The following is a 25,112-nucleotide window of genomic DNA, read 5'->3' on the forward strand; positions in this document are numbered from 1 at the left end:
TTACAAGTTAGGAATTTCAACCATCATATCTTTCACCGAATTTTCATGAATCTAATCCAGTTTTTATTTATGTCCTATGTTTTATAACTCATTGTCGTGCTTTCGTTTTTCTAATTCTTTCAAAATACTGTCTCTCATTACTGGAGCTTCTGAAATTGACAATCCGTTGAAAAATGTGTTATTCTTTCCATTTTTGTATGTGACTTTCAATTGTCCCATTCCAATCCAAAAAGGAAATGCTCTTTGCTTTTCCGTTATTCGTTCTCTCCGAAAGTCAATCCATTTATCCGAGTTGAATTTCTTTTCTACGATTTCAATTGATTTAATATCCGAAATCGCCAATTTAGTTGACCTTGTAAAAATTCGGTTTGATTTTACTAATTCTATTGTTTGTTCTTTAATAATGACTCTTTCGAATCCAAATACAAACCACATTGAGTACATAAAAAAAATTGGAAAAAAGATAAAATAGCCAATGAATTCTTTTTGAAATTGAAAGTCAGGATTGACAATTGCAAAAACAGGTAATGATAAAATCAATACTCCAAGCACAATTGTAGTCGTTCCTAACACAAAAATTAATTGTCCATATTTTTTAATATGAACCTTATATTCTATATCACTCATTTCTCTATTTTTTTTATGAAGCACTACTTATTTATATATGAGGTGCATAAATTGTTCATTAGTACGGACAAAATTATTAAACAATTAATTAATTTGTAAAATCAAAAAAATAAGAAAATACCACATTTTGAGCAAAATTGACAGATTTTGATACAATGTAATAATTGTGTGATCCGGTTTGTATTCGAGCACGTTAGATTTCTACCTATTTCTCAACAACATGCTACATTCTCTCACAAACTTTGCCTCCGACTAGGGTATAAACTGAATATTTTAAAAATGAAAAATAAAAGCCAATTCCTCACAGAATTGGCTTTTAAATTCGAAAAAATAATATCCCCTTAATCCTACAGAAGACCCATTCTATATTGAAATGTAAGTGCTATCTGCTCCCCTTTAACTTTTGCCATGTCTGCAACAGGACCTGAAAACTGTTGATCTATATTAGACTTAAATAGTCGAACCCAGGTATCAAAGTGTTTGGAATCAATAGGCAACTGGGTGTGTACAGGAAATGGCCGGCCTTTATACTCTGGTATACCTAATAAAAGATAATTCCAGAACTGATACATTTTAGGAAGATGTTTCTCCCAGTTAACCTTTGAAAAGTCATTGAAAACATAAAACAACAGCTCATCTTTGTTCACCTTTTCGTAAAAGGAATCTACCATAAGTTTTACATCTTCTTCAGATGCAATATCCTTTAATCGGTCTGTTACCATATCACATATAGTTTAAGTCATTATTCAGTTTTAGTTTTATTACCCCAATAAAGTTTAAGAGCTTTATTACTGGATAAGTTGGATCAAACTCGTGCCATTTAACGCCGAAGTTTGCCCTTCCTCCAAGCTTGTGATGGTTATTATGATAGCTCTCTCCCATCATAAGGAAATCAAATGGAAGCAAATTTTTAGCAGTGTCGGAAACCTTGAAGTTTACATATCCAAATTTATGTGCAAACCAATTGATAATTGCACCATGTACTGGCCCCATTAAATAGTGGATTGGTAGCAATAAATACATCCACCAGGCAGTTGCAAATTCCATATAAACGAGTGTGTAAACCACTCCCCATCCTATTCTCACAGCCCAAGTATCGCCAAGCTTTTCTATAAATCCCCAGTATGGTACACCTTTGGTAAATTTTGCTTCAATATTTGCTCTATGGTTTAATACATCATTATAAATATTTTTTGTCTTCCACATCATATCAAAAAGGTTTCTGGAATAGGAAGGAGAATGTGGATCTTTATCCGTATCAGCATAGGCATGATGCAATCTGTGCATCACACCATAGGCATAGGGACTTAAATAAGACGATCCCTGAAATATAAACGTCATTACGTAGAATACTTTTTCCCATGTTTTACTCATTGTAAACATTTGATGAGCAGCATATCTGTGGAGAAAGAATGTCTGGGCAAACAAGGAAAGGTACCAGTGCGCCAGAAAGAAATAAAATATAATCATATAATTAAGTTTAATAATTCATTTTATAATATAGGGAATGACCTCACCCTAAATCCCACTCCTAAAGGAGAGGGACTTTAATGTACCTGTTACTTTTGATATTGCAGTTTCGTAGACTGTTCCCTTCTCCTTCAGGAGAAGGGTTAGTGATGAGGTTTTATACTACCTTTGAAAACTTCACTTCCTTAGCTGATGTTGCATGCATCCTTGCATCAAGTGCCATACAAATGTTTCTCATAAAAGGCCTTCCCTTTTCAGTCACCTCAAGAGAATATAATCCAAATCTGATAAGGTCATCCTGCTCCAGCTCTTTCATCCTTCCAATTCCATCATATAATCCAGTTGATTGTTCTCCTGGTGAAGACCAGCTTGTATAAAATCTGCACATGATATTGAGTATATGTTGTCTTATAATCATATCCTGATTACTAAGAATATGGCCTTTAAACACTGGTATTTTACCTTCATTTACTTTAGCAATATAATCTTCCACTACTTTAACATTCTGAGCATACGCTCCCCACAGATCACTGATAGCAGAAACGCCAAGTCCTATCAATCTTGAAGTATATTGACTGGTATAACCCATGAAGTTTCTATGCAGGGTTTTATTAACTGAAGCTTTATAAAGAGAATCTGACTTCAGCGCGAAATGATCCATTCCTATTTCTATATAACCAGCCTGCTCCAGAAGGTCTCTTCCTCTTTCATATAAATTTCTTTTTGCTTCATCAGAAGGAAGATCAGCTTCTGAAAATTTTCTTTGTCCTGGCTTTATCCATGGCACATGCGCATAACTATAAAAAGCAATACGGTCCGGTTTCAGCTGTCTTACTTTTTGAACGGTGTCTTCTATTCCTGAAATAGTTTGAAAGGGCAAACCATATATAATATCATATCCTATAGAGGTGTAGCCTATAGTCCTGGCAATCTCTGTAACAGTTTTAACACTATCATAAGTCTGAATACGATGAATAGCATGTTGAACCACCGGATCAAAATCCTGTATCCCAAAACTTACTCTTCTGAAACCAAGATCATAAAGGGTTTTAAGATGTTGTTCCGTAGTATTATTGGGATGCCCTTCAAATCCGAACTCTGCGTCGGGAGCTGTTGAACATGTTTCAAGAATTCCATCAATAAGCATCTTAAGGTTCTCTGGCTTAAAGAATGTCGGAGTACCACCTCCCAAATGGATTTCTTTAATAACCGGAGTTTTTTTCATGAGCTTTAAATACAGGATCCACTCTTTTAATACTGTATTGATGTATGGAATCTCCACATCATGATTGACAGTAATCCTTGTATTGCAGCCACAAAATGTGCAAAGACTTTCACAATATGGAAGATGTATGTACAGACTCACTTCTTCATGATCATTACTAAATGATTTAAAGATTTCCTCCTGCCATTTCTCTTGATTGAACAGATCGTTGTCCCAGTATGGCACAGTCGGATAACTGGTATATCTTGGCCCTGGCACATTGTATTTCCTGATAAGATTATTTCTTTCCATGTCCATATTCTAGTGACAAGTTTGACTGTGACAACAACTGCGTACTGCACCTTTGGGCGATATGGTAGTATTTAAACCCCTCATAATAAGCATCGCTCCAACTATACATCCTATCAATGGTATGATCTTAAAAAAGACAGGTTTTAATTTTTCTCTTAAGACGTTTCCTGTTAACCCTACTGCCAACATCATAGGCATAGTGCCCAATCCAAATAACATCATATAGATTGCTCCAGATATAGAATCACCTGTGGCTATTGCGCTTAACAAGGTTATATATACAACCCCACAAGGCAATAAGCCATTTAAAACTCCCAATATAAATAATGAAGTAAAGCTTGAATTCTGAAAGTACTTTTGAAAACCTGCCTTTACTTTTTGATTAATAGAATTAGTTAATTGAGAGAACAGATCAATCTTAATTGGATTATAGATAAAAATGATCGTCATAATAATCAGAATTCCTGAACTGACAGAAAGCACTTTCTGCAATCCCACCACTGCAAAACCTTTACCAATAAGCCCTGATACTAATCCAAATAAAGCATAAGTAAGTATCCTTCCGAAGTTGTACAAGAGGTATTTGAACAGCTTATTCCATTTATTAGTTGTCCTCACTGGTAAAGCAAATGCCAGTGGCCCACACATACCTAAGCAATGGAGACTGCTTACAAGACCTATTATAAATGCTGCATAAAACATAATACTAACTGATTATGATTGACTTTTCATAGTAATACTTTTTCCCTCCTGAACTATAATCCACCTGCACTTTGTAATATCCTTTCTGAAACAATTCTTTCTTGAAGACCTCTACACCATTATTGGAATTGATAAGCCTTTTAACATCTTTCTTAGCATCTGAAGGTCTGAAGAATAATACTTCACCAGATATTTTATTCTGTATGAGTTCATCAGGAAATTTTAGGATCACATTATTGTCTGATACAATACAGGTGAGAGAATCCTTCAATTGCATCTGATTGCTTTGCTTTTCAATCTGATTCTGAAACTGTAATTCCCTTCCGTAATAGTCTTCAGTAACAAGATCAAAGTCCTGTCTGAAAGCACTGATAACCAAAAAAGTCATGAAGCCTACAAAGCTCATCGTAAGTATTGTAATTCTATATCCCCAGCTCATATTTTTAAAGTTTTGTTGAAGTAAAAAGTTGTCAGTTAAGAGGTCCTATGAAACTGGTTGTTAAAGTTTCAAGTTCTTTACCATCAGAATAGACTCCTATTTTAATTTTAGTTTTAGCCTTTTTTATGTCAGCTTTATCCAGTACTATAAATGCAGCAGTCTCAGCGGTTCCCTGTGATGGAATTATAGGCTCTTTACCTACAAGTTTTATTTCTCCGTCATCTGATAATACTTTTATCTTGACTTGAATCTCTTTACTTGTCTTATTGATCATCTTTATATTATAGAGATTGCTGACTTTATTGTCGGGAAGCTCCTGATAGGAAACTCCTGGAGTTCTCAAAATGCTTGTCTCAATATCAGTCCTCATTAACAATAAAATGAATATAAATCCGATCAGAACTAACAAAACTCCGGTATATACTGCAATTCTTGTAGTTACTTTGAATGGTTTACTTTCAGCAATTCCTGCTTCTGAGTCCATTCTGATAAGTCCCTCCGCTAAGCCTACGCTGCGCATCATAAAATTACATGCATCAATGCAAGCTGTACAATTAGTGCATTCCATCTGAGTTCCGTTTCTGATATCAATACCCATAGGACAGACATTTACGCATTGATTACAGTCAATGCAATCTCCTTTGCCAGCTTCCTTGCGTGATTCCTTTGCCTTTAACTTTCCACGCTTCTCTCCCTTCACATAATCATAAGCAACAATCAGAGAATTCTTATCCAGCAATACTCCTTGTAGTCTTCCATAAGGACAAATCGTAGTACAAACCTGTTCTCTTATTCTTGAAAACACCCAGTAGAATGCGAATGAAAATACCAGGTGAGAAGTAAACATTCCCGGATGATTTGTAGGGTTTTCATGCATAATCTTCAAAACCTTCTCGACACCTAGTATATAGCTAAGGAATATACTGGCAATCAGGAATGAGATGCTGAAGAAGATCAGATGCTTGGAAAGTTTTTTAAAGAACTTCTCAGCGCTCAGCGGAGCTTTATCTAAAGCTACTCTTGTTTTGAAGTCTCCTTCTATCCAGTATTCTATTTTCCGGAATACTGATTCCATGAATATAGTCTGAGGACAAATCCATCCACAAAAGACTCTTCCATATACCATTGTAAATATTCCTATGAAGACAACAAAAGCTATCATGATCAACAGGAATATATGGAAGTCCTGTGGCCAGAATATCTTTCCGAAAATGATGAACTTCCTTTCAATGATATTCAATAGGAGCAGTGGCTCACCATCAATTTTAATGAAAGTTCCTGCAACCATCATTCCTATAAACAATAAGGAAAGTAAATAGCGGTAATTTGTTAGCTTTCCTTTTGAGTTTTTGGGATATAGCCAGATTCTTTTTCCGGACTTGTCAACGGTAGAGATAGAATCTCTGAAAGACTCATCCTGGTTCACATTTGTTAATTCAGACCTTTCCATTTTGGTAATGGTATAATAATTGTCTACTCTTTTCCTTCGTACTTATCTCCCTGAGGAGCTTTGCCATTTGCAGGATTACTTCCCTGAATGCTTATAATATAGCTAGCTACTTCCTGAATTGCTGAAGGACTTAACTGAGCTTTCCAAGATATCATCCCCTTCTGTGGCACTCCATATTTAATGGTTTTAAATACATTCTTTACTCCTCCTCCATGCAACCAGTAAGGGTCTGTCAGGTTAGGTCCTACTCCACCTTCTCCTGATGCACCATGACAAGCAGCGCAGTTTTGCACGAACAGGCTTTTGCCTTTTTCAATACCTTTTATATCAGCCAGTTTAACATTGGTTTCATCAATGCTATTTGCTGCAAGCTTCATATAGGCTTCTTTCTCTTTTTCCGCCACAGCAAGCTCTTCCGTATATTCTTCTATCTGTAACTGGCCATTTTCATTGAAATGATAATAATAGATGTAAACAAAGGAGAATACTATTGTTGCATAAAACATGTATTTCCACCATGGAGGAAGATTATTATCAAGTTCCCTTATGTCGTCGTAAACATGATCAGTAAGAATACTTTCTTCCTGATCTATTGGAACCGTATCTGTAAGTTTCTTTAGAAATCCTGCCATTACAGGTTCTGCCGATGCCTTAGGCTTCGCATGATCCAGAAATAGTTTTAATATAAATAGTATATACAGCAGAACAAGAGTTATCAATACAAGTATCACAAGTATTATGACACTGAACATATCCGCTGATTGAGGAGCTGCTGCTACAGCATCAGCTTTTGAAATGAACGGACTTAAAACTAAAAGCAGGGCAAGTATGGATTTCATATTGATAAAATCTTTAAATATTCTCTTCATTGTTTTCACCTTTTGCTAAGATTGAATCTTCCAGGGGCATTTGTTCCATTTTAGACATAAACTTCTTGTCCGATCTGAAAACGAGCATCAATACACCAAGGAAGAACAGAAAAAATATGACAAACGAGATGATAGGGTAAATCTCTATATCTGTAATGGATGCCATATGATATTTTACAAATTTTAACATAACGATAATCAGTCTTCGTGAGCTAGTGGTTTTGCTTTTATATCAGTTCCTAATCTTTGCAGATAAGCTATCAGAGCAATAATTTCTTTTTCACTCTTTGTTTTTACTCCAGACTCTTTAAGTCTTGCTGAAATTTCATTTGCCTGTTTTCTAAGGTCATCATTTGCCTGAGCCTCATAACCACTTGGGTATGGCACTCCCAGTTGTCTCATTGCAGTAATTTTTCCTGCGGTAGTAGTGGTATCCAGGTCCTTTTCAAACAACCATGGATAGGCAGGCATGATGGAACCAGGAGACATACTTTCCGGATCAAGCATATGATTATAGTGCCATGAGTCAGGATATTTACCTCCTACTCTGTGAATATCTGGACCGGTTCTCTTTGAGCCCCAAAGGTGTGGGTGATCATATATAAATTCACCAGCCTTTGAATACTCTCCATACCTCTCAGTCTCAGATCTGAATGGTCTTACCATTTGTGAGTGACAGTTATTACATCCTTCTTTGATGTAAAGATCTCTTCCATGTAGCTCCAAAGCTGTATAAGGTTTTACACTTGCTATTGTCGGAATATTTGATTTTACCAGGAATGTTGGTATCATCTCTACAATTCCACCTATCAGAATTACGACAAGACTAAGTACCATCATCTGAACAGGTCTTCGTTCAATCAGTCTGTGCCAGTGCTCATTTTCTTCTTTTACATCTTTATGAATCGCTGGAGCTTCAGCTTCTTCATTAGCAAGGAATGAACCTTGTTTAGCCGTCATAAATAAGTTGTAGCACATCACTACTGTACCTACTATGAACATTGCTCCTCCAAGAGCTCTAAGCATGTACATTGTTTTTATCTGAGTTACAGTTTCAAGGAAGTTAGGATATGCTAACAAACCTTCTGCTGTAAATTCTTTCCACATCAAACTTTGTGTAAAACCAGCCCAGTACATTGGAAGTGCATAGAAAATGATTCCTAAAGAGCCGATCCAGAAATGGAAGTTGGCAAGTCTTTTTGAAAACAGTTCTACTCTGAATAATTTCGGGAACAACCAGTATAACATCCCAAATGTCAGAAATCCGTTCCAGCCAAGTCCACCAACGTGTACGTGTGCTACAGTCCAGTCTGTAAAGTGGCTAATAGCGTTTACATTTTTCAGAGAAAGCATCGGACCTTCGAAGGTAGCCATACCATAACAGGTTAATGCCACCACCATAAATTTAAGAACGACATCTTCACGTACTTTGTCCCATGCACCTCTCAAAGTAAGCAATCCATTCAGCATACCTCCCCAGGAAGGTGCTATAAGCATTACAGAAAATACAACACCAAGTGATTGCGCCCAATCAGGAAGAGCCGTGTATAACAAGTGGTGAGGGCCTGCCCAGATATATAGGAAAATCAATGCCCAGAAGTGTATGATTGAAAGTCTGTAAGAATAAACCGGTCTGTTTGCAGCTTTCGGAACAAAGTAATACATAAGTCCCAGATATGGAGTTGTCAGAAAGAATGCAACTGCATTATGTCCATACCACCATTGAACAAGAGCATCCTGAACACCTGCATACCAGGAATAACTTTTCATAAAGGTCACCGGAAGTTCAAATGAGTTCACAATGTGCAATACAGCAACCGTAACGAAGGTTCCAATATAAAACCAGATAGCGACATACAAGTGCTTCTCTCTTCTTTTAAGGATAGTAGCAAACATATTCCATCCGAAAACTACCCAGATAAGCGTGATTGCGATATCTATAGGCCATTCCAGTTCAGCATACTCTTTGCTGGTGGTGTAACCCAGCGGCAGAGTAATTACTGCTGAAAGGATGATCAGCTGCCATCCCCAGAAGTTGATTTGGCTAAGCACATCACTAAACATTCTTGTTTTACAGAGTCTCTGTAAAGAGTAATAAACACCTGTGAAAATTCCATTTCCTACAAAGGCGAAGATTACAGCATTAGTGTGTAATGGCCGGATTCTTCCGAATGTGGTGAACTCGAGTCCGAAGTTCAAGGCTGGAAATGCGAGTTGAAGCGCTGCCGTGAGTCCGACGAGCATTCCTATGACTCCCCAGATCATTGTTGCAAAGGCAAAATTCCGGACGATTGCATTGTCGTATGAAAACCGTTCTAAGTGCATATTACTTGTTACTTTTATGTTTTATTTCTGATTTTTTTGAGTCAAATAACATCCTTACAGATGGAGAATAGTCGTCTTCGTATTGTCCGTCTCTGATAGCCCATATAAAAGCTCCCAAAAACGATCCTGCTACCAGCAGGCTGAAAATCACAAGTATGATCAGTACACTCATTGCTTATTGTTTGATACAAATTAATAGGTAAAGCAGTCAGGGAAGAATGAGGTAAAACAACCCGGAAAATGATATTTGTCACTTTTATCTAAGGCCATATTTTTTCGCCCAAAGACCGCTCATAATGGTCACGAATAATACCACTGATACTGAGCTTATTGGCATCAACAGAGCTGCTACGAGTGGTTTTAATTGCCCCTGAACTGCAAAATATAATCCTATTGCATTATAGGATAGGGAAATAGCAAGACTACCATAAACTGATTTCACGCAGGCTTTTGCATATTTCAGAAAGACCGGCAAACGAGAAAAAGCTGAAGCATCCAATATCGCATCACAGGCTGGAGAAAAATTTCCACAGTTTTCAGTAATGCTGATTCCACAGTTGCTTTGTTGCAGAGCACCTGCATCATTCAGCCCGTCTCCTATCATCATTACCTTCTCATTTTTACACAGCTCTTTTATGTAATCCAGTTTACTCTGAGGAGTCTGATTAAAGTGCAGGTTAAACTGTGGAAAGTAATTATTCAGGTAACTTCTCTCCGAATCATTATCCCCACTTAGTAAGTGAAGCGTATATTTCTTTTTTAATATTCCTGATATCTGTTCAAAACTTTTTCTATAGCTGTTTCTGAATACAAAATAACCTTTGACTTCATTATTGATCTTTACATATACCTTAGAGCCTGAGACCATTCCAGAGTCTTTACTGATTCGAAGGCCAGCAATTTCTGCTGTACCAGCAATGACTTCTATGTTATTAAATTTGCCCCTTATTCCCTGAGAAGGTATTTCGATGAAGGAATCAGGTTTTAAAGAGGTATCCACTTTAAGATAATTATATATGCTTCTGGAAAGCGGATGGGTTGAATTTTTAACAAGGGCTTTTACCATGCTTGATTCTGCATTGGTAAGCTCTCCTTCAAATGATACCTCTGGATTTTCAGTAGTGGTAATAGTTCCTGTTTTGTCAAACACAATAGAATCATTATGGGCAAGCTTTTCAATAGTTTCTGTGTTTTTCAGAAACAAACCATTTCTTCCCAAAATGTTCATCGCTTTGCCAAAACCAAATGGAATGGCCAGTGCAAAAATGCATGGACAAAAAATGATCAGCACTGACACTGCAGCATGCAAAGCAATTCCAGAACCCTTTCCTACCCAATATAGATAGGACCCCAGACTGATGAGCAATACAGCTATTGTAAAATATTTTCCGATTCTGTTGGTGAATTCAACAAGGCCATTGGATTTATCCGTTGCATTGTCTTTGTTCCATAACTGGGTCAGATAACTTTCTGAAACCTCCTTGCTTGTGATGATTTTAACAGCAGGGCCATCTTGTCGCCCTCCTGCATATACCTTTTGTCCTGTTTCTTTTGTGGTCAAACTTGATTCACCAGTAACAAAGCTATAATCAATAACACCGGTCCCCTCAAGAATATAGCCATCAGCTGGTATTATTTCTTTATTACGAATCAGAATGGTATCGCCAGCCTTTAATTTATCCAGTGTAACATAGCACTCAGAACCGTTTTCAATCTTGGTAACTGCCAATGGAAAATAAGACTTATAATCTCTTTCAAATGATAGAGCCTCATAGGTTTTATTCTGATACCATTTTCCTATCAGCAGAAAAAATACAAGGCCAGAAAGAGAATCCAGATATCCAGGTCCTTTACCTGTATAGATTTCATAGATACTTTGTGAAAAGGCTGCAATTATTCCCAATGCGATAGGAAGATCAATATTGACTGTTCTTGTCTTAATTGCATTCCAGGAACTGACAAAATAGTCTGCTGCACAATAGATGAATACAGGAAGAGAAAGGAACAGACTTAAGAAAATGAATAATCCTTTTATATCACCTGAAAATTTATCTGAAACAGATAGATACTCAGGAAGGCTGAGCATCATTATATTTCCAAAGCAAAAGCCTGCAATACCAATCTTATATAAAAGTGCTTTATCAACAGTTTTCCTATTGATCTCTTTTCCGTTAAAATTAATAACAGGTGCATAGCCCAGCGACATCAGCAGTTCAGCGAGTTGCCTTAATGATATCTTGTTATTAAACTGAATGTTTATTTCTTTTTTCCGAAAATGGACATTCGATGTTATTATACCGGGATGAACCCTTTGCATATTCTCCAACAGCCATATGCAGGAGCTGCAATGTATGGATGGGATGTAGAACGTTACACCAAACGTATCTCCTTCATGAAAATCTAATACTTTTGCAATAATGGTTTCTTCATCAAGAAAAGCATATTTGGATTTGCCAGCTTCTTCAATTTTATTTCCGGGATTATGAGTATCCAGTGCATAATAATCGCAAAGGAGATTAGCGTCAAGGATTTCATAAACGCTTTTACAGCCATTGCAGCAGAAGACTTTTGAGTCGATCTTAATATCAGAACCTTCGCATTCATTTCCACAATGATAGCATTTAACTTCATGTTGCTCTATGATGCTTTCCATAGTCCCTCCTTTTGAATCAATTTCATGCTATTGTTAAAAAATATAATACCAGCAGTGATCAGACTTATCAACTTGATTACTTCAGCAACTACATAATACATGTGAGGGGAATTTCCTGAAGGTATACCACCATCTATGATAATCTGTGCTCTCTCATCTAGAGCTGGCAATAGCCAGATGGTCTGGAAGAGAAGAATCATGCATAATAATCCCAGTAGGTATCTGAATTTAATTGGTGGTCTTGTAATGAAACTTAATGCTATTAGAAGAAAAGAGAATAACAGCTCGATTTTGTTAAGTGTACCGAAAACCAGTCTTCCGATACCCAGCCCAATACCAAGAGTGACATTAGGAGCCTTAAATTTAAGAGGGGCTTCAAGAAATGAAATGCCCAGAATCATGCCGGCCCATAAAAATATAAGTAAGAGCATAATTCCCCTGTATCCTTGTTTTTCCATAAATATTATTTTGAACAAAGGAACTCGATTTCAAAAAGGGAATAAATGACAAATATCAGTTTTTCGAATAATATATGTCATCACTGTCTGCAGCACAATAACTTATATTTGAATCATAAATTATTAAAACAATGGAAGAATACTTCTATGAAATAGATCTGTCCTGGAAATCAGAAAAAGCCGGATTTCTTACCTCACATGGAGTTGATGAGATAAAGGTTTTTTCTCCGATAGAAACACCCACTGAAAAAAAGAACCAGTGGACACCGGAACAGTTGCTTGGTGCATCTGTGTCTTCTTGTTTTATGACTACATTTCTGGAAATAGCCGAGAAAAATAACCTTGAAGTAATATCTTATCAAAGTCAATGCTTTGTGAAGCTTGAAAAAAGAGCAGAGAAGTTTACAACAGAAGAAATTCTGATCAGACCTATAGTAAAACTTAAAAATAATAGTTCTTTCCTGCTAGCTCAGAGATGTCTGGATGAGGCGGAAACAGCATGTCCTTCAAGAAGAGCATTAAAAATCAATATTGAGATTCATCCAATATTTGAATAAGCCAGGAAAAAAAACAGGAACCTGATTGGTCAGGCTCTGTCCTCATAGCCCCATTCCCGCTCATTTAAAGTCTTACCGGAATGTTTCCCATATTTCAGTACAGAATATACCATCCATAAAACCAGAAACGGGGATAATGAGAATAGCGATAACATAATCCCCAATTCAACATCCATCCTGGATAAAGCGGTAAATACAAAGAGGTACAGAGTTACAAAGATGACTGATAGTTTATAATTTTTCATACTTGAAAAACCTCTGAACCTATCAAATGTTAAAGGTTATTCTGGATTCATATTCAGTAATTGTGACTTTATATGAAAGGATTTTTATAAATAGGATTATTAAAACTTAACAGCAACAGAGGAAAGAACCAATACACTTTTGTCTGACTGATTATCTTTAGTAAGGAAAACCTTATCCTTAGAATCAAAGACCTTCCCTTCTATTCTCCATAATAAATATTCTGCAAGTTTAAAATTAAGTCCAAACGAACCTGAAAATGTTTGAAAGCCATTCTGAGTTCCTGTATAAATAATGACACCATTTTTATCATTATAATATTCACATCTGGCAACTGCACTTAATTTATCACTGATTGAATAACTTAAAATTAAATTTGGGTTAAACCAGAGATAATTACCTGTCGCTTTTCTTTTCCTCTGAAGGCCGATATCAAAAGCTCCTAACAGCGTGAATCTTGCTATATCAGCTCGACAGTAAAAGTTATTGAAGAATCTTGGTGTAGATAAAGAATCTGTGTTTATTACTCCAGTTATTTGTTCATATGCTCCAACTTCCTTTCCGTAAAAAGTGGAGTAATTCATTAGTAAGTTCTCTGAAGGTTTGAATTGGATCTGTGTTCCTAAAGCTTTGTTTTTATTGTGATCAGTTATGTTTTGCCATCCGTTTAAAACTAAACAACTAATCAATAACTTATCACTTACATCATATGCTGCCCTGACTCCTGTCTCATAGTAAGGTGAATTTTCTGCCATCATAGATCTTGATAAGGTAAGATCTTCTGAAGATATGGCGCTTTCTGCTCCAAGGTGAGAAGTAAAGATACCCGCATCAATCCATAAGTTCTTTATTGGTTGATAACCACCGTAGGCCTCATAAATAAACCTGAGCATTACAGGCTCATTTGAGTAATTATATTCTACATAAGTACCTGCCTGAAGTGCAAGTATTCCCCGCATCTTATCATTAATATAATCAACACCTGCAATACCATTATTAAGGTTAAATTCGTTATGCCTGTTGTGAGAATAAAGAAAACTATTGCCAGTAACCAGTTCACCATCAACACGCGATGGTGGTAAGTTAAAATTATATCCATAATAAATATCCGCAAAACCCCAGAATGATACATCGGGAGCGTCTTTTACGATCAAGCTATCTGATTCCTGTGCGGGGCAAATAATTGAGTTGTTCATCATAAAAATGAACACCAACAAGAAAATCAACCTATCCATTATGGAACAAAGTAAAGTATTTTAGAATTGTTTTTTAAAACTACCGGGAATAGAATATTGAAATTACATTCCTGATTTAAGAAGCACATTGAAAATAATTTTGCAAATATCTGATTTTCAATAAAAATACCTTCAATTACTATTTTAAAGAATCTTATTGGGTAACCATTAGATAATAAATTTAGAAAATAAGGTTTTTTTTGCTTTTTTGCGGCTTCGGGTAAGTCTATCTGCCTGAAAATTTATAGCAATGTTTGATTTATTATTTGAAAATATAAAACGGAAAATTGAGATTACAGAAGAAGATAAGGACTTTTGTAAAACGCTCTTTATTCCTAAAAAGCTCAGGAAAAAGCAATACCTGCTGCAGGCTGGAGATATAGCTGAATATGTCGCTTTTGTTAACAAAGGATTATTAAGGTCCTATTCAGTTGATGATAAAGGAGAAGAACATATCATACAGTTTGCTCCCGAAGACTGGTGGATTACTGACATGAACAGTTTCCTTACCTGTGAAGAGGCTATATATAATATAGATGCACTGGAAGATACTGAAATACTTTTACTGGATAAACCATCTCAGGATAAATTATTTGAGCATATACCAAAGTTCGAACGTTACTTCCGCTTATTGATCCAGGGAAGTTTTATTGCTATGCACAAAAGATTGCTATCCACCATTACCAATACAGCTGAAGAGAAATATATGCGTATGTTAAAAACCTATCCGGATCTGGTGCAAAGGGTACCACAACATATGATTGCATCTTTTCTTGGAATAAAGCCTGAGACAATCAGCAGAATAAGGAAAAAGCAGGCTTCTAATTCCTGAAATTTTATGACTTGTATCAATGCTTTTTCTTGATGCAGATCAATGTCACGAACGACCGATATACCCTATCTTTGTGTTATAGATTTAAATGATTTAAACACAAGCAGAGATGAAAAAGACCATTGCAATTATCGGAGCCGGAGGAGCAATGGGCTCAGCATTATCCAAAAGCCTTGCAGCCAGCGGACATCATATTCTGTTAATGGATAAGGATTCTGAAAAATGTCATAAGACGTATGATCATATTTTTGCAGAATTGCCTAATGCTGATATTGAAATATTGAATTGCATTCATGAAGGTTCATGGGAAGCAGATGTAATCATTCCGGCAGTTGCTTATGAGATACAGCAAGAAGTGGCGGATTATATTAAAGATGTAGTTACCGGGAAAATTGTTATTAGCCTTATCAATCCCCTGAATGAAGATAAGAGCAAATTACTGACCTCTTCGCTCTCTAGCGCTGCTGAAGAGCTACAAGGATATCTTCCTTATTCAAAAGTCGTCAAGGCATTTAATACAATCTTTCCTTCGGATCTCAAGAGTATAACGCATGCAGATTGTTTTATAGCCGGAGATGATGAAACAGCTGTTGCTACGGTCTGTTCTCTTGCAAAAGAATCAGGATTTGTACCTCAACTGGCAGGTAACCTGAGTGCCAGCAGAACGCTTGAAAGCATGATGCTCATTCTTATTCAGTTGTGTAGAAAGAACAATATTCCTGAATCCGGAAGCTTTAAGGTACTTTTTTCAAAAAGCTAATGGTATGATAACCAAAATTGATCTGAATCAACGAATTTTCTTAATCCAGGTCAATGGAAATAAGGAGTCAATTAAATTAACTTTGTGTTATTAAATCACTGAAAAAAAATATTAATTAAATATTAACTATAAAACCAATAAATCTAAATTAAAAACTATGAAACGTAATGGTCTTTTTATCGCAGTAATCTTCGCCTTTTTAGCAATGGCATTCACTGCAGGAACAACAGAGTACAAAGTAGATGCAAAACAAAGCAAAGTAGTATGGCTTGGTAAAAAAGTAACAGGTGAGCACACTGGCGGTATCAACATTGCAGATGGTAAACTTATCTCTAACGGTAAAACTTTCACAGGTGGTTCTTTCACTATTGACATGAACTCAGTGACTTGTACAGATGTTGCTGATGCAGCTTACAATGAGAAGTTTGTTGGACACTTGAAATCAGATGATTTCTTCTCTACTGCAAAATTCCCGAAATCAACTTTTGTAATTACTAAAGTTACATCTACTGGTAAAGATCAGTATAACGTTAAAGGAAACCTTACTATCAAAGGTATTACTAAAGAGCTTGAATTTCCTGCTACTATCCAGACTGTAGGAAATCAGATCAAAGCTAAAGCTAAGATTGTTGTAAACAGAACTCTGTATGATATCAAATATGGTTCTGGTAGCTTCTTCGATAACCTAGGAGATAAAGCGATCAACGATGACTTCGAATTGAATGTCGACCTGGTAGCTGCAAAATAAGCAGAAACAAAAAGAGGGCTGACAATGAATCAGCCCTCTTTTTTTTCCCGAACATAATTCCATTTATTATGAACAGGACAGATTTCTTAAAAATACTAGCATTAATGCCTTTCGCGGGAGGAGCTGTGAATCTTAAAGAACTCAATAAACTCACTTCGGAATTTGAACCCACGGAAACCATGCCTGTTTTATTTCTCGGTCATGGAAGTCCAATGAATGCCTTGCAGCAAAATGAATTTTCCAAGGGATGGCAGGATACAGGAAAAAGCCTTCCTACACCTAAGGCGATTCTTTGTATCTCTGCCCACTGGGAAACAAAAGGTACTTTTGTAACGGCAATGACAAAACCTAAAACCATTCATGATTTCGGTGGTTTTCCAAGAGAATTACATGAGTTTCAATACCCGGCTCCGGGAAGTCCGGAACTGGCTGAGGAAGTAAAAGGAATTGTAAGAAAAACTTCTGTTCAGTTAGATCACAACTGGGGATTGGATCACGGAAGCTGGAGTGTTATCGCCCATCTGTATCCGGGAGCTAATATTCCTGTCATTCAAATGAGCATGGATTATACAAAGGATCCCTTATGGCATTACGAATTGGCAAAAGAACTTTCGGTTTTAAGACAAAAAGGGATACTAATTATGGGAAGCGGGAACATTGTGCACAATCTGCATCGTGCTGACTGGAATACTCAAGGAGGGTTTGATTGGGCCATTGAAGCGAATGAAAAGGTTAAAAAACTGATACTGGAAAACAATCACAATTCCCTGGTTAATTATCATCTGCTAGGGAAAGAAGTACAGCTGGCCGTACCGAGTCCTGAACACTATATGCCATTGCTTTATGCGCTTGGCTTAAAACAGGATAAAGAAACTCCTGTGCTGTTTAATGATAAGACCGAATTGGGATCTATATCAATGACATCTGTTAAACTTTCGAATTAAACTTTTTAAAAGATATAATATGGCAAAATGGATTCTAGACCCGGCGCATAGCGAAATAGGGTTTAAGGTAAAACACCTTATGATCAACAATGTAAAAGGACATTTCAGGTCTTTTAAATCTGAAGTGGAAGCTCCAAGTGATGATTTTAAAGATGCGAAAATTAATTTTTCAGCAGATCTTTCTTCTATTGATACTGGAAATGAGCAAAGAGACGGACATTTAAAATCAGCTGAATTCTTTAATGCTGAAAAACACCCTCAGTTAGTTTTCACAGGGAAGAAATTTGACGGAAGTACTTTGGAAGGAGATCTTTCTATTGCAGGTATTACCAAACCTGTAAAGCTAAATGTAGAATTTGGTGGTGTAGCTAAAGACCCATGGGGTAATACCAAAGCAGGTTTTACAGTAACCGGAAAAATTAACAGAAAAGACTGGGGAATCAACTGGAATGCTACCCTTGAAACAGGAGGCTTTCTGGTAAGCGATGAGGTTGTTATTACTGCTGAAGTACAATATCAGAAACAAGCTTAATTATTTACTACAATACATTACAAAACAGCCCATTCTATTTCTGCTACCCTTAGCAAAAATAGAATGGGCTGTTTTACTTTTAGCATTATAGTAATGCAACTCATCCCTAACCCTTCTCCTGAAGGAGAAGGGAACAGTCGATGAAAATTAATATGCTTTTACATCTGATATAGCTAATAACATATACATTAATGTCCCTCTCCTTTAGGATATAGCCGTCAACTTAAGGAAGAAACAATTATAAATTTGAGATTTATCCTCAGCCCACAAGTTCTCTTTGAAAGAAAAAACAAGCAAGAGTTTGAGCAAGAGCAAGAAACCCTCTCTTTATTTATTAAAAGATCTCTTGCTCTTGCTCAAACTCTTGCTTATCTCTTCATGTAGTCACTAAGTTGACGGCCATGTCCTTGGGATAGGGATTTAGGGTGAGGTTTTTAGTGAATATGCTACACAGTGCACCTCTAAGGAAAACTAAATACTTAATCCTTATAATTTTACACCTTAGTGCCAATCCCCTCTGAAGTAATTCTAATTCCTTTTTAATTCCCTGTAGAAACCTAAGCTGTATTATTAAAGTTAATTCTTGCAGAGTATGGAAAAGACAATTATTGTTTCAAACCGTCTTCCTGTAACATTAAGCAGAAAAGACAACAAGGTAGTCTTCACGCCTAGTCCTGGTGGACTAGCTACTGGACTTGCCGGTGCCAGCAAAGACATGAACTCAGTATGGATAGGCTGGGCAGGTTTTTCCCTTGAAGGATTCCATGAAAATACCGATGAGATTAAATTAAATCTTGAAAAACAAAGGCTTATACCGATTTTCCTGGAAGACCCGGATGTAAATCAGTTTTATGAAGGATTTAGCAATACAACCCTCTGGCCTTTATTTCATTCTTTTCCTACTTATACTTCTTGCCATGAAGAACAATGGGAAGTTTATAAAAAGGTCAATGAAATATTTTGTGAAGAAGTGCTAAGACATGCCGGAGAAGAAGATCTTATATGGATTCATGATTATCACCTCCTGCTATTACCAGGTCTTATAAGAAAAAAACTACCCAAAGCTAAAATTGCCTATTTTCAACATATTCCCTTCCCTTCATATGAAATTTTCAGAATACTTCCATGGAGAGAACAAATACTAGAAGGGGTTACCGGAGCTGATTTGATTGGTTTTCACACTCATGATGATGTAAAACATTTCCTTACTTCCATTCAAAGGATATTGGGCATGGAAAATAAAATGGGTACAGTAAGGGCTGAAGAACGCATATTTAAAGTAGATGCATTTCCCTTAGGAATAGACTTTTTTAAATACTGGGAAACGTCTAAGCTAAAGTCAACAGAAAGACAGGTAGGCTTACATAGAAAACAATTTCAGGATGTTAAAATCATCCTTTCCATTGACAGACTGGATTATACCAAGGGAATACCTGAGCGACTAAAGGCATTTGATGTTTTCCTTGAGAAAAATCCTGAATTCAGAGAAAAAGTCTCACTGCTGATGATCGTTGTGCCTTCAAGGGAAAAGGTTCAGTTGTATAAGGATCTTAAGATGGAAATAGATGAGATGGTCGGCAATATCACCTCCAAATACCGCACAGTGAATTGGACTCCGGTACTTTATTTTTACAGATCATATCCTCTTCAATCTCTTTCAGCCTTTTATAAGTTAAGTGATGTAGCACTGATAACACCTCTGAGAGATGGAATGAATCTCGTCTGTAAAGAATATGTAGCAAGCCGTAATGATGAAACAGGTGTATTGATTCTCAGTGAAATGGCAGGCGCTGCAAAAGAGCTGTCAGATGCGCTGATCATCAATCCTTATAATATAGAAGAATGTGCCAATGCAATAAAGAATGCACTATGCATGCCATTTGATGAACAACAAAGAAGAATGTCTGAAATGCAATACCTTCTCAGAAAATATGATGTTTCAAAATGGACATCTATATTTCTGAAATCTGTGGAGGAAATAGTACAGAAGCAGCAAGAACTGGCGATGAAGAGGCTTACTCCTGAACTTAAACACAAGGTGATCTCAGATTTTAATTCTTCAAAAAACAGAATAGTATTTCTGGATTATGATGGAACGCTGGTATCCTTTCAGAATAAGCCTGAACACGCTAAGCCAGACGAGAATCTTATTGATATTATGACCAGGCTATGCGCTATTAAGGACCTCAAAGTCGTGATTATCTCAGGTAGGAACAAGGAAACATTGAATGAATGGTTTGGCCATTTTAATATGGATATCATTGCTGAACATGGTTTGTGGATGAGAAGAGATAAGAACTGGAAAATGATGTTTCAGCTGAATGATGAATGGAAAAAAGAATTATCGGCACTTCTCAATCACTTTGTTGAAAAAACACCGGGAACATTTATCGAAGAGAAAGATCATTCTCTTGTATGGCATTACAGAAAAGCAGATGATGATCTTTCCAATGCAAGGAAAAAGGAGCTGCTGGACTATCTTCAATATCTGACCACAAACATGGGATTGTCTGTGCTTGAAGGTAATAAAGTAGTAGAAATAAAGAGTGCTTTAATCAATAAAGGAAGAGCAGTTAAAAAATATCTGAAGGCTCCTTTTGATTTTATCCTTGCTGCTGGTGATGACTGGACAGATGAAGATATGTTCAAGGAAATGCCGGAACATGCTTATACTATAAAAATCGGTTCTTCCCTATCCGCAGCTAAATATACGCTTCCTCATTATATTCAGGGTGTAAATTCAGGTATTAGGACTATCTTATCTGAAATTACAGAAAAAACTCAAAAATTGTTTTAATGAAAATCCTTATCATCGAAGACGAGAAAAAGGTAGGCACTGTGCTTAAAAGAGGTCTGGAAGACAGTAATTATACAGCAGATCTGGCATTGACAGGCAGAGAAGGTCTGGACCTGGCAGTGTCACACGAATATCAGTTAATTATATTGGATATAAATCTTCCTGATATTAACGGTCTTGAAGTATGCACTAAAATAAGAGCTCAGAAATCCACGCCTATTTTGATGCTCACAGCCCTCGGTACCATTGATGATAAAGTAAACGGACTAGACGCCGGTGCTGATGACTACCTTCTTAAACCCTTTCAGTTCAGAGAGCTTCTTGCCAGAGTAAGAGCTTTATCCAGAAGGCCACCGGTACATAATGACAAAATATACAGAATAGCTAATCTTGAACTCGACATTGATACTAAATCTGTCATAAGAGGCGGAAAAAGAATTGAACTCACAGCCAAAGAATACGGATTGCTTGAATATCTGATAAAGAATAAGGGCAAAGTGTTATCCAGAGCAGATATAGCCGAGAATGTTTGGGATCTCAACTTTGACACGGGCACTAACATTATTGATGTTTATATTAATTATCTTCGTAAGAAAGTAGACAGGAATTACACACCAAAGTTAATACACACACTCATTGGCCTGGGCTACATTCTTAAAGAAGAATAATATGAAAATAAGAAACAAGCTTACATTTCAATTTACAGGAATTGTCTTTTGTATTCTTGTTCTATTCAGCCTCTGTCTCTATTATGCATTTAGTCAATACAGAGAATTTAACTTCAGAAAGCGACTCAGGGAAAAAGCCTTGAATACCGCTAAAATTCTGATAGAGGTAGAAGAGATAAATTCAGAGCTCTTAAAAAAGCTAAGACGGAATTATCTTCAGTCACTTCATGAAGAGTATGTGAGAATCTATGACAAGAACGATAATCTTGTATATAAAGATGATACGATAAAATTTAAAATTCCTGATGACAAACTGCAAAAGATCAGAGACGACAAAAAGTATTCTTTTAAATTAAAAGACCGGCAATTTGTAGGTCTGGATTATAAAGGAACTTATGTCATAACAGCCTCAGCCATTGATATAGAAGGTTCTAAAGCTAATAATTTCCTGGCTATAGCATTGGTAGCCGGAAATCTCTTCGGATTGATTGTCATATTTTTTTCGGGAAGATTTTTTTCATCGAGGGCCCTTTCTCCTATTTCAGAAATTATTCATGAAGTTGATAATATTAAAGAAGGACATACAGGACTAAGATTAACCAAGCGTAAAGGAAAGGATGAAATCACACAGCTTGCCAATTCTTTCAATCAGATGTTTGACAGAATTGAAGATACATTTGAGCAGCAGAATAAGTTTATAGCACATGCGTCTCATGAATTGCGCACACCGTTGACATCCATTACCAGTGAAATAGAAGTAGCACTGCTTAAAGATCGTTCTACGGAAGATTATAAAGAAACGTTAAGATCAATTCTCGAGGAATCGCTAAGCCTTACAGAGTTATCCAACAAGCTTCTGGAATTGCTTCAAGCCGATAAACAAAGCTTGATTTCTGAAAAAGTAAATCTCAGATATTTATTGGACAGACTTGAAGAAGATGTACTAAAAAGAAAATATTCAAAATCCTTTTTAATTGAAAATAATATAAATAAAGACCTTAGTGAAATTGAAATTACAGGGAATGAAGACCTGATAAGAGTAGCGTTGATGAATGTTATTGAAAATGGTTTTAAATACTCGGATGAGCCTGTAAAACTAATTGTTGATGAGAAGGAAGCAGACAATATAAGCTTTACTGTAATAGATGAAGGTTCCGGTATAGATAAAGATGAGCTTACAAAAATTCTCAAACCATTCTATAGAAGTCATAGAAACATTTCTGCAAGTGGATTCGGCATAGGTCTTTCCCTTACAAATAAAATTATAAAACTACACGGAGGAACATTGAGAATTAACTCTGTAATCAGCAATGGTACTTCTGTAACCCTTACATTTCCAATATAATTTATAAGTTGGATAAATCTTTTCCAAGCATCTTATTAATTTGAAACTGCATGAAGTTATCCATAGACGAATTCCTTTTAGTGTTCTCGTTGAAGTTTAAAGGCTTGATAATATATCCATCAATATCATAGGTCTCTGCCAGAATCCTGTCTTTGTCATCATTGGAAGTAGTCATAATAAATATTCTGACTGAATCATAAATTCTGCTTTCTCTCAGCACTTTTAAAAACTCAAACCCATTCATTTTAGGCATGGAGAGATCTAACACAATAATATCAGGAATAGAAATTTTATTCTTCCCTTCAAGCAATTCAAGCGCTTCAATTCCATTATAAGCAGTATAGAAAATTATGGGCAGATTAAATTTTAGTAACGCTCGTTCAAAACATATTACATCTAATTCATCGTCCTCAATATAAAGAATTGATTTTGCAGCCATTACTATATGATTTTATGAAGCCAATAACGGCTTGATTTCACTACTACTTAATGTATAGAATCAGTTATTAAATTCTCGTTATTCTAAAGACTACATTTAGCATCATTCATTCTGGGAAGAATCTGATAGTTACTAAATAATCTTCAATTACAATAGACAATCTACCTGATAGGCAAATTTTATTCTTTTAGAAAGCTCAGATGCTTCAGAAGTGCAGCATTACCAAGTAAAGATTCACTAAGTTTACAGCCATGTCCTGAAGGAGAAGGCAAAGCGATGAGGTTCGTTTGCAATGATACGATAACTTAATACCTCATCCTATTTAAATCTTTCAGAAAATCAATACAACACAAAAGAGAATCCTAATCCTAGAGTTATAACATCGAAAAATAGAGACTTGATGTATGTTTGAAATTAGAATTCGATTAAAATTTCTTAATATAAAAATCGCCTCCATAAGTGCATAGTGACACTCACAAGCCATAAGAAGAGAGCCTAAACACCTTAAAAGGTTCATTCATAGGCATATTAGTATTGAAAGACTGCAAAATAAGTTTTACTTAATATATGGGTTCGTAGGAAAATTTTACAATAGCAGGAAAGCTATTTATCAAAGATGAATTAAACACGAATCTTCAGGACATGCCCATCAATTTCGTAAATGTTTGTTTGATCATGCTGAACTTGTGAAACCTGACCTATTGGAAAAATGAAAATTACCCTATCTGCAGAGCGTTGATTAAAATGGCAGAATGACCATTCGATGATTGTATTTAGGAAAAGGTCAATTTCTTGAGATATAAAAATAGGCAAGCCCATATCAGACTGTCGACGCGCTCATATTTCTATGTTGGAAAAAATGTTATGTGACTTTTTCAAGTACAGATAAACGATTTTTTTATATATCCGTGAGCATTCGATGGTCAACAGCACGGGCTTGCCACTTCAAATGTATGAAATTTATAGAATCTGAAAAGGGATTTCAGTAAAAAAAATCAAATAATATTTATTCTTCAAACTGATTCCCTTATTGGAACTTCTTTTAACAAATATTCGTTTCCCCAGTCTTTTAATGCATTCATGATCGGAATCAGAGCTTTTCCCTTAGATGTCAAAAAATATTCAACACGGGGAGGAATTTCAGGGTAAATCACCCTTTCAATCAAACCATCCTGTTCCAATTCCCTCAATTGAGTTGTAAGCATTTGTTTGCTGATATCCTTTAACATCATACTTAGTTTCCCAAATCGATTGATATCGTTAATGATCATATAGACAATCAGCATTTTCCACTTTCCTCCTATTACGCTTAAAGCCGCCGTAACCGGACAATTTTCAACATTTTTGAGTTTGAAACTTTCCATAATATACTGATTTACAATATTAGTATGATTTCAATGACTATATCAGTTTTATATAACTACTTACAAAATAAAGACTAAAAAGTTAGAATTGCAATGTAATTACAGACAAAGATCCGGAGTCAAGTCAAGAAGTTCTTTA

The 25,112-nt window shown here is 36.1% G+C and carries 26 protein-coding genes; 9 read left to right on the forward strand and 17 right to left on the reverse strand.

Annotation, left to right across the window (positions count from 1 at the left end):
- Nucleotides 1-81: 81 nt before the first annotated feature.
- The 13 genes from K350_RS0100605 to K350_RS0100665 all read right to left on the reverse strand — a co-directional run bounded on the left by K350_RS0100605 (nucleotide 82) and on the right by K350_RS0100665 (nucleotide 12,509).
- The gene (locus K350_RS0100605) at nucleotides 82-627 is read right to left on the reverse strand and encodes a hypothetical protein (RefSeq protein WP_156026799.1); all 546 of its coding nucleotides are present in this window, start codon (nucleotides 625-627) and stop codon (nucleotides 82-84) included.
- A 347-nt stretch (nucleotides 628-974) separates the two neighbouring features.
- On the reverse strand, nucleotides 975-1,349 hold the full coding sequence (locus K350_RS0100610) for a group III truncated hemoglobin (protein WP_028978261.1): 375 nt from the start codon (nucleotides 1,347-1,349) through the stop codon (nucleotides 975-977).
- Nucleotide 1,350: 1 nt separating this feature from the next.
- Nucleotides 1,351-2,097, reverse strand: coding sequence for an acyl-CoA desaturase (locus K350_RS0100615; RefSeq protein WP_028978262.1), 747 nt, complete (start codon nucleotides 2,095-2,097; stop codon nucleotides 1,351-1,353).
- Nucleotides 2,098-2,254: 157 nt separating this feature from the next.
- On the reverse strand, nucleotides 2,255-3,613 hold the full coding sequence (gene hemN, locus K350_RS0100620) for an oxygen-independent coproporphyrinogen III oxidase (protein ID WP_425423899.1): 1,359 nt from the start codon (nucleotides 3,611-3,613) through the stop codon (nucleotides 2,255-2,257).
- Between the two features lie 9 nt (nucleotides 3,614-3,622).
- On the reverse strand, nucleotides 3,623-4,315 hold the full coding sequence (locus tag K350_RS0100625; RefSeq protein WP_028978264.1) for a sulfite exporter TauE/SafE family protein: 693 nt from the start codon (nucleotides 4,313-4,315) through the stop codon (nucleotides 3,623-3,625).
- A 4-nt stretch (nucleotides 4,316-4,319) separates the two neighbouring features.
- Nucleotides 4,320-4,754: a FixH family protein gene (locus K350_RS0100630; protein WP_028978265.1), complete on the reverse strand. Its 435-nt coding sequence runs from the start codon at nucleotides 4,752-4,754 to the stop codon at nucleotides 4,320-4,322.
- A 31-nt stretch (nucleotides 4,755-4,785) separates the two neighbouring features.
- Complete coding sequence (gene ccoG / locus K350_RS0100635; RefSeq protein ID WP_037573481.1) at nucleotides 4,786-6,204, reverse strand: cytochrome c oxidase accessory protein CcoG; 1,419 nt, start codon at nucleotides 6,202-6,204, stop codon at nucleotides 4,786-4,788.
- 23 nt (nucleotides 6,205-6,227) lie between these two features.
- Nucleotides 6,228-7,073: a cbb3-type cytochrome c oxidase N-terminal domain-containing protein gene (locus K350_RS0100640; protein ID WP_245598396.1), complete on the reverse strand. Its 846-nt coding sequence runs from the start codon at nucleotides 7,071-7,073 to the stop codon at nucleotides 6,228-6,230.
- Entirely contained in the window at nucleotides 7,057-7,239 is a 183-nt protein-coding gene (locus tag K350_RS0100645) for a hypothetical protein (protein ID WP_037573484.1), read from the reverse strand. Before K350_RS0100645 ends, K350_RS0100640 begins: the two co-directional genes overlap by 17 nt.
- Nucleotides 7,240-7,271: 32 nt before the next feature.
- On the reverse strand, nucleotides 7,272-9,398 hold the full coding sequence (gene ccoN / locus K350_RS0100650; protein WP_028978269.1) for a cytochrome-c oxidase, cbb3-type subunit I: 2,127 nt from the start codon (nucleotides 9,396-9,398) through the stop codon (nucleotides 7,272-7,274).
- 1 nt (nucleotide 9,399) lies between these two features.
- Nucleotides 9,400-9,570 (reverse strand): cbb3-type cytochrome oxidase assembly protein CcoS, encoded by a 171-nt coding sequence (ccoS, locus tag K350_RS0100655; RefSeq protein WP_028978270.1) that lies wholly within the window; start codon nucleotides 9,568-9,570, stop codon nucleotides 9,400-9,402.
- Between the two features lie 84 nt (nucleotides 9,571-9,654).
- Nucleotides 9,655-12,051: a heavy metal translocating P-type ATPase gene (locus K350_RS0100660; RefSeq protein ID WP_028978271.1), complete on the reverse strand. Its 2,397-nt coding sequence runs from the start codon at nucleotides 12,049-12,051 to the stop codon at nucleotides 9,655-9,657.
- Nucleotides 12,036-12,509, reverse strand: coding sequence for a hypothetical protein (locus K350_RS0100665; RefSeq protein WP_028978272.1), 474 nt, complete (start codon nucleotides 12,507-12,509; stop codon nucleotides 12,036-12,038). Before K350_RS0100665 ends, K350_RS0100660 begins: the two co-directional genes overlap by 16 nt.
- 131 nt (nucleotides 12,510-12,640) lie before the next feature.
- On the opposite strand from K350_RS0100665, the gene K350_RS30605 reads away from it, so the two are divergent.
- The gene (locus K350_RS30605) at nucleotides 12,641-13,066 is read left to right on the forward strand and encodes an OsmC family protein (RefSeq protein ID WP_051312733.1); all 426 of its coding nucleotides are present in this window, start codon (nucleotides 12,641-12,643) and stop codon (nucleotides 13,064-13,066) included.
- Between the two features lie 29 nt (nucleotides 13,067-13,095).
- On the opposite strand, the gene K350_RS0100675 is transcribed toward K350_RS30605, so the two are convergent.
- Nucleotides 13,096-13,311, reverse strand: coding sequence for a hypothetical protein (locus tag K350_RS0100675; protein ID WP_028978273.1), 216 nt, complete (start codon nucleotides 13,309-13,311; stop codon nucleotides 13,096-13,098).
- 99 nt (nucleotides 13,312-13,410) lie between these two features.
- Nucleotides 13,411-14,544, reverse strand: coding sequence for a porin (locus tag K350_RS0100680; protein ID WP_028978274.1), 1,134 nt, complete (start codon nucleotides 14,542-14,544; stop codon nucleotides 13,411-13,413).
- A gap of 250 nt (nucleotides 14,545-14,794) precedes the next feature.
- Between K350_RS0100680 and K350_RS0100685 the strand changes: the two genes are divergently transcribed.
- From K350_RS0100685 to K350_RS0100720, 8 genes are all read left to right on the forward strand, one after another.
- Nucleotides 14,795-15,376 (forward strand): Crp/Fnr family transcriptional regulator, encoded by a 582-nt coding sequence (locus K350_RS0100685; RefSeq protein WP_028978275.1) that lies wholly within the window; start codon nucleotides 14,795-14,797, stop codon nucleotides 15,374-15,376.
- Between the two features lie 109 nt (nucleotides 15,377-15,485).
- Nucleotides 15,486-16,136 carry an NADPH-dependent F420 reductase gene (locus K350_RS0100690; RefSeq protein WP_028978276.1) on the forward strand — a complete coding sequence of 217 codons (651 nt, stop codon included), beginning with the start codon at nucleotides 15,486-15,488 and terminating at the stop codon, nucleotides 16,134-16,136.
- 157 nt (nucleotides 16,137-16,293) lie between these two features.
- Complete coding sequence (locus K350_RS0100695; RefSeq protein ID WP_028978277.1) at nucleotides 16,294-16,884, forward strand: YceI family protein; 591 nt, start codon at nucleotides 16,294-16,296, stop codon at nucleotides 16,882-16,884.
- 68 nt (nucleotides 16,885-16,952) lie between these two features.
- The gene (ygiD, locus tag K350_RS0100700; RefSeq protein ID WP_028978278.1) at nucleotides 16,953-17,828 is read left to right on the forward strand and encodes a 4,5-DOPA-extradiol-dioxygenase; all 876 of its coding nucleotides are present in this window, start codon (nucleotides 16,953-16,955) and stop codon (nucleotides 17,826-17,828) included.
- Between the two features lie 19 nt (nucleotides 17,829-17,847).
- A complete protein-coding gene (locus tag K350_RS0100705; RefSeq protein ID WP_028978279.1) occupies nucleotides 17,848-18,360 on the forward strand; it encodes a YceI family protein in 513 nt (170 codons plus the stop codon).
- 592 nt (nucleotides 18,361-18,952) lie between these two features.
- On the forward strand, nucleotides 18,953-21,157 hold the full coding sequence (locus tag K350_RS26815; protein WP_037573501.1) for a bifunctional alpha,alpha-trehalose-phosphate synthase (UDP-forming)/trehalose-phosphatase: 2,205 nt from the start codon (nucleotides 18,953-18,955) through the stop codon (nucleotides 21,155-21,157).
- Nucleotides 21,157-21,825 carry a response regulator gene (locus K350_RS0100715; protein ID WP_028978280.1) on the forward strand — a complete coding sequence of 223 codons (669 nt, stop codon included), beginning with the start codon at nucleotides 21,157-21,159 and terminating at the stop codon, nucleotides 21,823-21,825. Before K350_RS26815 ends, K350_RS0100715 begins: the two co-directional genes overlap by 1 nt.
- Nucleotide 21,826: 1 nt before the next feature.
- A complete protein-coding gene (locus tag K350_RS0100720; protein ID WP_028978281.1) occupies nucleotides 21,827-23,170 on the forward strand; it encodes a sensor histidine kinase in 1,344 nt (447 codons plus the stop codon).
- A gap of 1 nt (nucleotide 23,171) precedes the next feature.
- On the opposite strand, the gene K350_RS0100725 is transcribed toward K350_RS0100720, so the two are convergent.
- Nucleotides 23,172-23,609, reverse strand: coding sequence for a response regulator (locus tag K350_RS0100725; protein WP_028978282.1), 438 nt, complete (start codon nucleotides 23,607-23,609; stop codon nucleotides 23,172-23,174).
- A 1,013-nt stretch (nucleotides 23,610-24,622) separates the two neighbouring features.
- Nucleotides 24,623-24,973 carry a winged helix-turn-helix transcriptional regulator gene (locus K350_RS0100730; protein WP_028978283.1) on the reverse strand — a complete coding sequence of 117 codons (351 nt, stop codon included), beginning with the start codon at nucleotides 24,971-24,973 and terminating at the stop codon, nucleotides 24,623-24,625.
- Nucleotides 24,974-25,112 lie beyond the last annotated feature (139 nt).

Source organism: Sporocytophaga myxococcoides DSM 11118 (assembly GCF_000426725.1).
Lineage (GTDB): Bacteria > Bacteroidota > Bacteroidia > Cytophagales > Cytophagaceae > Sporocytophaga > Sporocytophaga myxococcoides.